This window comes from Thiomonas delicata, from assembly GCF_900088825.1.
Lineage (GTDB): Bacteria > Pseudomonadota > Gammaproteobacteria > Burkholderiales > Burkholderiaceae_C > Thiomonas_A > Thiomonas_A delicata.
The window spans coordinates 1-1201 of the sequence record NZ_LT592184.1 but is presented as its reverse complement, the minus strand read 5'-3'; the positions used below and the strand labels follow the sequence as shown (position 1 = coordinate 1201).

Annotated in this window: 1 protein-coding gene; it reads left to right on the top strand. The window is 65.0% G+C overall.

The annotated features are described in order from the left end of the window. Positions 1 to 9: 9 nt before the first annotated feature. Positions 10 to 1200 carry an elongation factor Tu gene (gene tuf / locus THIARS_RS17960; RefSeq protein WP_094159063.1) on the top strand — a complete coding sequence of 397 codons (1191 nt, stop codon included), beginning with the start codon at positions 10 to 12 and terminating at the stop codon, positions 1198 to 1200. Position 1201: the final 1 nt, after the last annotated feature.

The window sequence follows — 1201 nt, the reverse complement described above, 5'->3', positions numbered from 1 at the left end:
GCATTCATCATGGCGAAGAGCAAGTTTGAGCGGACCAAGCCACACGTGAACGTGGGGACGATCGGTCACGTGGACCACGGCAAGACCACCCTGACGGCGGCGATCACGACCGTGCTGTCGAGCAAGTTCGGCGGCGAGGCCAAGGCGTACGACCAGATCGACGCGGCGCCGGAAGAAAAGGCGCGCGGCATCACCATCAACACCGCGCACGTCGAGTACGAGACGGCCAACCGCCACTACGCCCACGTCGACTGCCCCGGCCACGCCGACTACGTCAAGAACATGATCACCGGTGCGGCCCAGATGGACGGCGCCATCCTGGTCGTGTCCGCCGCCGACGGCCCCATGCCCCAGACCCGCGAGCACATCCTGCTGGCGCGCCAGGTGGGCGTGCCCTACATCATCGTGTTCCTCAACAAGTGCGACATGGTCGACGACGCCGAGCTGCTCGAACTCGTCGAGATGGAAGTGCGCGAGCTGCTGTCCAAGTACGACTTCCCCGGTGACGACACCCCCATCATCAAGGGCTCGGCCAAGCTGGCCCTCGAAGGCGACAAGGGCGAACTGGGCGAAGGCGCCATTCTCAAGCTGGCCGAGGCCCTGGACACCTACATCCCCACGCCCGAGCGCGCCGTCGACGGCGCCTTCCTCATGCCCGTGGAAGACGTGTTCTCCATCTCCGGGCGCGGCACGGTGGTCACCGGGCGTGTGGAGCGCGGCATCATCAAGGTCGGCGAGGAAATCGAGATCGTCGGCCTCAAGCCCACCCTCAAGACCACCTGCACCGGCGTGGAAATGTTCAGGAAGCTGCTCGACCAGGGCCAGGCCGGCGACAACGTCGGCATCTTGCTGCGCGGCACCAAGCGCGAAGAAGTCGAGCGCGGCCAGGTGCTGTGCAAACCCGGCTCGATCAAGCCCCACACCCACTTCACCGCCGAGGTGTACGTGCTGAGCAAGGACGAGGGCGGCCGCCACACCCCCTTCTTCAACAACTACCGCCCGCAGTTCTACTTCCGCACCACCGACGTCACCGGCGCCATCGAACTGCCCAAGGACAAGGAAATGGTCATGCCCGGCGATAATGTGAGCATCACCGTCAAGCTCATCGCCCCCATCGCCATGGAAGAAGGCCTGCGCTTCGCCATCCGCGAAGGCGGCCGCACCGTCGGCGCCGGCGTCGTCGCAAAAATCATCGAGTAAA